We start from the raw sequence: 7,608 nt of genomic DNA on the forward strand, positions 1-7,608 counted from the left end.
CTGGGGGCAGGGCGTCGTGCGCCCGCGGCTCCACTCTGCTTTCATGAAAAAAGAGGGAGTGGCGAATTTCGCCACTCCCTTCTAGGAGACCCCAGGACAGCGCCTCAATCGATGGGAGGCCTTGCACCTCCGGAGGCGGCGATCCGCGAAGTCGACCCCTGACTTCATCTGTGCGGATCAAGCTGTCCTGCTTGAGTGAAATTATATGCGTCTGAGAACGATTCGCAATAGTGAATTCGTCGTGGAGAGCAAAAAAGCCAGCGTTGCGCACAAAAGCTTGATGTATGTCAAGCGCTACGAGCGAAACTGTACAGTTCGATGTCGAACAATAGCGCACGGCTGTGGTGCGCCGGAGGTTAGGGTTAGTGCGGTAGGTCGAAAGAGGGTGGTGCTAACCCTATAGGGAGTTTTTGCGATATCCCTTGGATTGAATCACGAAGTTGCGCTTATTCCTCGAAAAGCCGCTACACGTTCCTTCTTTTCGCAACCAAAACGGCTTCGGCTTGCGTAAGATCACCCTCACCGCTTCAACGACGCAACGGTCATCGTGACGGTTTCGTCGGAGGCGGTTTTTTAACCAACGAGGCAGCCATGAAATCCTGCTTTCCGAACTCCTTTACAACAGAGGGGGCATGGCGCTAAGAACGTCATGCCTTGACTACGAAAATGAATATGCTCCAGAAAGTCAGCCAGTTTGTGAACAAGACGTTTGCGCTTTGGGTCATTGTATTCGGTGCCCTCGGCTTCTTCTTCCCGGAGATATTCAAGCAGGCGGGCCCCCACGTGCCACTGCTGCTCGGCGTAGTCATGTTCGGCATGGGCCTCACGCTCACGACCGCCGACTTCCGCGAGATCTTCCGTCGCCCGCGTGACGTGCTCGTCGGCATCCTGGCCCAGTTCACCATCATGCCCCTCTCGGCGCTCGCGCTCTGCTGGATCTTCCAGCTGCCGCCCGATCTCGCCGTCGGCCTGATGCTCCTCGGCTGCTGCCCCGGCGGCACGGCTTCGAACGTCGTGACCTTCCTCGCCCGCGGCGACGTCGCCCTCTCCGTGACGATCACGTCCTGCACGACGTTGCTCGCCCCGATCGTGACCCCGTCGCTGATGTGGCTGCTCGCGAGCCAGTGGCTCTCGATCGACCCGTGGGCCATGTTCATCTCGATCGTCCAGGTCATCCTCATCCCGATCGCCGTCGGCGTGCTCGTGCATCGCCTGTTCGGCAAGACGGTTGACAAGGTCACCTGCGTGCTTCCGGTCGTCTCCGTCGTCGCCATCGTCGTGATCGCCGCCGCCGTGGTCGCCGCCACCCAGCAGTCCCTGATGAACGCCGGCTTCATCGCCTTCGTGGTCGTCGCGATCCAGAACGCCGTCGGCATGGCGCTCGGCTACTACGTCGGCCGCTGGTGCAAGATGGACGATGCCAAGTGCCGCTGCCTCTGCTTCGAGGTCGGCATGCAGAACTCCGGTCTCGGCGTGGCCCTGGCCACCGTGCACTTCGCCGCGAGCCCGATGACTGCTCTGCCCTCCGCGGTCGGCGCCCTCTGGCACAACCTGACCGGTCCCTTCGGTGCCACGTTCTTCCAGAGCCGCTGGTACCGCGGTGACGAACCGCACGAAATCGACGTCACCACCACTGCCAAGGCTGAGAGCGCCGCTTAAGGTTCTCCATACCTTCGCAACATAAACTTAGGCTGATTCAAGGCCGCGCAGAACCGCTTCTCTCCGGGGCGTGCTGCGCGGCCTTTTTACTGCACTGAAGTTTCACCATGCCCCTGCGCAAGCGCCTCGCCCGGCTGCGCATCTACGCCGGCCACTTTCTCAACCGCGGCTATCTGATGCCGCGGCCGACGGCGCTCTATCACCTCGCGCCCGTGAAGGACGAGACCGGGACCGAGCATGACCTCGCGCTGCGGAGCCTGGGCGACGGGCACTACGAAATCACCGAGACGCTCCCCGGGCGCGAGCCCATCGTGACCGAACTCGCCGGCGGCGCGTTCGCCAAAAGGCTCGCCGCCGTGATCGGCCCGGACCTGAGGCTCGACGAGGGCGTCTTCAACCTCTTCCTCGACGCAGGCGACCCGTGGCTGATGGACAAGGTCTTCGCGCGGCCCAACGGCTGGGGCGAGACGTGGGAGTTCACCCGCGCGGGGCGCGAGTTCCGCCGGCTCCACGGCGTGCCCTGGGGGAGGGCGGCCGGGGTGAGGTTCGCCGAGAGAAAGCTCCTCACCGCGCATGTCTTCACGATTGACGAGGTCTCGCGCGAGGTAGCGGCGATCCGAGGCTGATCGAGGACGCTCCGGGCAGTATTTTCCGAAGGATTTATTGGACCGGGTCCCGGGGAAACATCGTCTTGGCGACAGGCCGGACGCGGGCGAAGAATGGTTCCTTCCGTCAACAGACAAGAGGAACCGTTCACTCCCATGGCTCAGGCAGCCTTCCCCAGGCGGGGCTTCACCTTCTGCACGGCCGCGGCGGCGCTCATCTGCTGCTTCATCTTCTCGTCCGCTCCGATCCCGCTCATCGGCGTCTGGAGCGCAAAGGTCGGTCTGGGAACGGGGGAGGTAGCGCTTTCGGTGCTCAGCTACTTCGGCGGAAGCGTCGTGACGCTCATCTGCCTCGCGAGGCTCTCGAACGCCTTCGGCAGACGCCGGGTCACGCTCGGCATGCTCGCCGGGGCCGCCGCGGCCTGTCTGATACTCGCCGGGCTCGATTCCGCCGGGAAGTTCTATGCGGCGCGTTTCATCCAGGGGCTCGCGAGCGGACTCGCCTCAAGCGCGGTGATGTCCTGGGTCGTGGACTCGACGCCGCCTCGGGTCGCCTGGCTCGGTGCCGGCCTCACTGCCGCAGGGCCGAACGTCGGCTTCGCGCTCGGCACCTTTCTCTCGGGCGTCATCATCTCGCTCGGGTTCGTCGGCGTCGATGAACTCTTGCTCGGCTGCGCGCTCGTCTGTGTGCCGCTCGCGGCCGCCGTGCTTTTCTCCACCGAGACGGTGCCGGGCGGCACAGAGTCGCTTCTGAGCGCAGTGAAACCGAAGTTCGCCCTGCCCCGCAGGCTGCGCCGCATCTTCGTCATGGTGGCCTTCTCGCTCTTCGGCACCTGGGGAATCGGCAGCTTCCTGCAGGGTTTCTCGGCGAAGCTCGCCCTCGACGTGCTCGGGAGCACAAGCACGCTTGTCGCCGCCTCCGTCTACCTCTGGCTCATCATTCCCAACGCGGTCTTCGGGGTGATCGCCGGGAAGCTCAGTCCTGCGCGCTGGTTCCCGGTCTCCGTCACCTGCTACACGGTGTGCGGCGCTCTGCTCTTCCTCGCGATTGAAACCGCTTGCATCCCGCTCTTCATCCTCGCGCTCCTCGGCGCCGGCGTAACCTCCGGCATGACCTGCACGCTCGGCATGAAGTTCCTTCTCGTAGACACGGCGCTCAGGGAGCGGGCGGGTCTCATCGGTGCGCTCTATCTCACCTGCAACCTCGGCGCGGGCGTGCCCAACCTTCTCGTCGGTGAGTTCGCGGGCGGCCTCACCGAGACGGCGCTACACCTCGGCTACGTCCTCTGGGTGCTCCTCAGCTGGCTCGGGGCGACGGCGCTCTACGTGCTCATCCGGCGCAGACCGAACGGGGCGGAGGCGCTCAGGTTCCGCTGAGGGGGCTCAGGCGTCGGTGCGGCGCAGTGAAGAAAAGAAAAAAGGGAGGCCGCGGACCAAGAAACACGCGGCCTCCCTTCAGAGGCGAGGAACGAAACCCGGGTAGGAGACTCCCGGAGAAGAAAGGGTTTGCTGGAGGGAGGGTTGACTGCGGAGTTTCCCCGCTCCGCATCTCCGTCCGAAACCCGCCGCGGCGGAACCGACCCCTTGGTTCCTGTGGATGCCGCGTCTTTCGTTCCAGTGAGTGAATACTATCGCAAATGAGAATCGTTTGCAAGAAGAGTTCAGAAATTTAGATCCCAATTTCAGGGGATGTCGGATGGGCATCCCCTGAAAGCCGAGGAAAATCAGAGCTTGCCGCCTTCGACGACGAGGTCGTCGGGGTTGGCGGAGTTGCCGTAGACCGGGAGCAGCGTCTCCTTGTAGTCCTTGTGGAAGAACTGTTCGCGGCCGAGCTCGACGATATGGTCGTTGAGCCACTTCAGCAGCGACGAGTTGCCCTTCTGCACGGCGCCGGCGATCGTGTCGAGGTCGCCGAGCGAGGTGATGCCGACGGTGAAGCCCTTGTTCGAGAGCGCCCAGGCGAGCACCTCGGTGTTGTCGGTCGAGAAGGCGTCGCCGCGGCCGTCAAGGAGCGCGTTGTAGGCGTCGGCGTACTGGTCGTACTTCTTCAACTTCACCTCCGGGTGGTGCTTCTCGAAGTAGGCCTCGGCCGTGGTGCCCTTGGCGATGATGAGGGTCTTGCCGGCGAGCTGCTTGACGTCAGTGATGACCGCGCCGTCAGGGGAGACGACGCCGAGGGCAACCTTCATGTAGGGGAGTGCGAAGTCGACCTTCTCGGCGCGCTCGGGCGTGACCGTGAAGTTGGCGAGCGTGATGTCAACCTTGTCGGTGACGAGCACCTCGACGCGGCTCGCCGGATCGAGCGGGACGTACTTCACCTTGACGCCGAGGTCCTTGGCGATGCGGTTGCCGTAGTAGACGTCGTAGCCCTGGTAGTGGCCGTTGCTGTCGACGTAGCCGAACGGGGCCTTGTCGGAGAAGACGCCGATGATCACCTCGCCCGAGGCGCGGATCTCGTCGAGCGGACGGGCGTCGGCGGCGGTGGAGACCGTGAGGACGGCGCCCGCGAGGGCGGCGACGGCGGTGAGACGGAAGGCAATGTTCTTGATGGCGGGCATTGTGAAACTCCTTGATTTAAAAAAAGAAAAGTAGGAAAGAGGGGAGACTGAAGGGTAAAAAAGGGGCTTCCAGGCCGGGAGTCAGAGGCTCTGCTCCCCGGCTTTGGGTTCTCGGATCCGGCCGGAAGGTTTCGGGTTTGATCAGTTCTGAGGCTGGGCGCTCCGGGCGGAGCGGTGCCGTGCGTAGGAGAAGGACTCGAGGAACTTCCTCGCGCGCTCCGTCCTCGGGGCGGTGAAGAAGCTCTCGGGATCGGACTCCTCGACGATCTTCCCGTGCTCGAGGAAGAGGATCCTGTCGGCGACCGCCCGGGCGAAGCCCATCTCGTGCGTGACGATCACCATCGGAAGCCCGCTGTCGGCGAGTTCGAGCACCACCTCGAGCACCTCGCGGACCATCTCCGGGTCGAGCGACGCCGTCACCTCGTCAAAGAGCATCACCGAGGGCTTCATCGCGAGCGCACGGCAGATCGCCACGCGCTGCTTCTGTCCGCCCGAGAGCTCACGGGGCCAGGCCGAGAGCTTCTCCCCGAGTCCCACGCGGGCGAGGAGCGTCTTCGCCTCGGCTTCGGCCTCCGCGCGGGCGCGGCCCGCGACCTTCACCGGGGCGAGCGTGACGTTGTCGATCACGGTGAGGTGAGGGAAGAGGTCGTAGCTCTGGAAGACCATGCCGACCGAGCGGTGTGGGTTCTTCACGGAGCCGCCGGCGATGCGGATCTCGCCCCCGTCAATGGTCTCGAGACCGGCGAGGCACCGCAGGAGCGTTGACTTGCCGCAGCCCGAGGGACCGAGGACGACCACCACCTCGCCCTTCCTCAGGCGGAAGTCGATGCCGTCAAGGATCGTTGCCTGGCCGAAGCGCTTCACAAGGCCGCGGGTTTCGAGTGCGGTCCCGTCCGTCGGCTGGCTCTCATTGAGGTCGGTCATGATGTTTCTGGTCCTGGGAAAAAATGCTTTGAGTGTTCTGTTTGAGTACGGGTCCGGAGCGTCAGTCGTTCTTCCACCTGTCCTCGAGTCTTCTCGCGGCGATCGAGATCGGCCAGCAGGAGATGAAGTAGAGGATGAAGACGAAGCCGTAGATCCAGAGGGCGGCGGTCGGGTACTGGAAGCGGTTCGCGTCGATGATCTGCTGCCCGACCTTGATCACCTCGACCATGCCGATGAGCACGATGAGACTCGTCGTCTTGATCATGCGGGTGACGAGGTTGATCGAGGGCGGAATGAGGCGCCTCGCCGCCTGCGGCAGGATCACGAGCCGGAAGGCCTGGAACTTCGAGAGGCCGAGCACCTTCGCGCTCTCATGCTGTGTGCGCGGGATCGAGAGCAGCGCCCCACGCACGAGGTCGCCCATCTCCGCCGTTCCCCAGAGGGTGAAGACGATGATCGCGCTCGAGAAGGCCGTGAGGTTCCAGCCGAAGGAACGGGTGAAGCCGAAGTAGACGACGAAGAGGAGCACGAGCTGCGGCATCAGGCGGATGAACTCGAGGTAGACCCGGGTGACGGCGCGCACGAGGCGGTTCTTCGAGGTCATGACGGCGCCGAGCGCTATGCCGAGCGGCACCGAGAGCGCGACCGAGAGCAGGCTCACGCCGAGCGTGACCATCAGGCCCTCAAGAAGCCTCAGAAAATTCCGGCCCTCGAAGAGCACGGTGAAACCGTAGTCAGCCATGGCGGATCCTCCCCTCAAGCCAGCTGCCGGCGAGCGAGATCGGCAGCAGAATCACGGCGTAGGCCGCGACGAGGAGCAGCAGCGCCTCGTCCGTGCGGTAAAAGTTTCCGATCAGATCCTTCGCGACGTACATGAGGTCGGGAAGCGCGATCGCCGAGACCACCGACACCTCCTTCACAAGGAAGATCACGTTGGCGACGATGCCGGGCCACGCCACCGCGACCGCCTGCGGCAGGATGATGAGGCGGAAGGCGGAGAAGCGGGAGAAGCCGAGCACGCGGGCCGACTCGTTCTGGATCTTCGGCACGGCCTCGAGCCCCGAGCGAAGCGCCTCGGCCATGTAACTGCCGCCGAGGAAAGCAAGTCCGATGATGGCGCACCATTCGCCCGAGAGCCTGATGCCGATCTTCGGGAGCCCGAAGTAGAGGAAGAAAAGCTGCACGAGGAGCGGCGTGTTGCGCGAGAGCTCCATGTAGGCCCCGGCGATCTGCGCGAGCACCGGGATGCGGAGGAGCCTCACAAGTGCCACGACCACGCCGACCAGGAAGGCGAGCGCTATGCCAGCGAAGCCGACCTGCAGCGTGAGCACTGTGCCTTCCACGTAGAGGTGGAAGTACTTTTCGATGAAGCCGATGTCGAGGGAAAGCAATTTCTTTTCATCGGCGCGTCTTCGGGCGGGACTGTTCGGAAGCCTGCCCGCGGTCATCCTTGGCGCCCGAAAGGAGAAGCGAAAAAGGCGCGTGAGGAGAGAGGGGAGAGGTTCCCTGAGGAAACGGTACCGGCCGCAGATCGCGCCGGTCCTTCTTCTTCAGGGGTTGCCGTCTCCGAAAGGGAGAACGGATCAGGAACGCGGACGCGAATGGGTCGAGCTCATTCGAGAGCGGCGACAACAGGAGTGAGAGTGCATTCGAGTCATGGCTGTTTGTTTCGTTAAATGGAATCAGTCATTCCGTAAAGTGATATTACGGAGTGTGAGTCTCTCTGTCAAGGGTGCGGCAATCCCGTGAGGTAATACCCGCCCTGGATCAAACGGACGAAAGGCGGGCTGCTCTGACGACCCGTCATCCGGACCTTCTTCCGCCGTAGCTGTCGTGAGAGTGCGAACACGAATCGAAGTCTT

The 7,608-nt window shown here is 63.5% G+C and carries 7 protein-coding genes; 3 read left to right on the plus strand and 4 right to left on the minus strand.

The genetic code is table 11. The features are described from left to right. Positions 1-666: 666 nt before the first annotated feature. From Q4F91_RS12135 to Q4F91_RS12145, 3 genes are all read left to right on the plus strand, one after another. Entirely contained in the window at positions 667-1,659 is a 993-nt protein-coding gene (locus tag Q4F91_RS12135; RefSeq protein WP_303337983.1) for a bile acid:sodium symporter family protein, read from the plus strand. A gap of 107 nt (positions 1,660-1,766) precedes the next feature. Continuing rightward, positions 1,767-2,285 carry a hypothetical protein gene (locus Q4F91_RS12140; RefSeq protein ID WP_303337984.1) on the plus strand — a complete coding sequence of 173 codons (519 nt, stop codon included), beginning with the start codon at positions 1,767-1,769 and terminating at the stop codon, positions 2,283-2,285. 135 nt (positions 2,286-2,420) lie between these two features. Further along, complete coding sequence (locus Q4F91_RS12145; RefSeq protein ID WP_303337985.1) at positions 2,421-3,641, plus strand: MFS transporter; 1,221 nt, start codon at positions 2,421-2,423, stop codon at positions 3,639-3,641. A 347-nt stretch (positions 3,642-3,988) separates the two neighbouring features. Here the strand turns inward: Q4F91_RS12145 and Q4F91_RS12150 are convergent, their stop codons facing one another. The 4 genes from Q4F91_RS12150 to Q4F91_RS12165 all read right to left on the minus strand — a co-directional run bounded on the left by Q4F91_RS12150 (position 3,989) and on the right by Q4F91_RS12165 (position 7,137). Continuing rightward, entirely contained in the window at positions 3,989-4,822 is an 834-nt protein-coding gene (locus tag Q4F91_RS12150; RefSeq protein ID WP_303337986.1) for a cysteine ABC transporter substrate-binding protein, read from the minus strand. Positions 4,823-4,963: 141 nt separating this feature from the next. Then, positions 4,964-5,746: an amino acid ABC transporter ATP-binding protein gene (locus Q4F91_RS12155; RefSeq protein ID WP_303337987.1), complete on the minus strand. Its 783-nt coding sequence runs from the start codon at positions 5,744-5,746 to the stop codon at positions 4,964-4,966. A 61-nt stretch (positions 5,747-5,807) separates the two neighbouring features. Then, on the minus strand, positions 5,808-6,488 hold the full coding sequence (locus Q4F91_RS12160; RefSeq protein ID WP_303337988.1) for an amino acid ABC transporter permease: 681 nt from the start codon (positions 6,486-6,488) through the stop codon (positions 5,808-5,810). Next, entirely contained in the window at positions 6,481-7,137 is a 657-nt protein-coding gene (locus Q4F91_RS12165; protein WP_303337989.1) for an amino acid ABC transporter permease, read from the minus strand. The genes Q4F91_RS12160 and Q4F91_RS12165 overlap by 8 nt, the downstream gene beginning before the upstream one ends. Between the last annotated feature and the right edge of the window lie 471 nt (positions 7,138-7,608).

The organism is Sutterella sp. (genome assembly GCF_030539355.1).
Taxonomy (GTDB): domain Bacteria; phylum Pseudomonadota; class Gammaproteobacteria; order Burkholderiales; family Burkholderiaceae_F; genus Sutterella.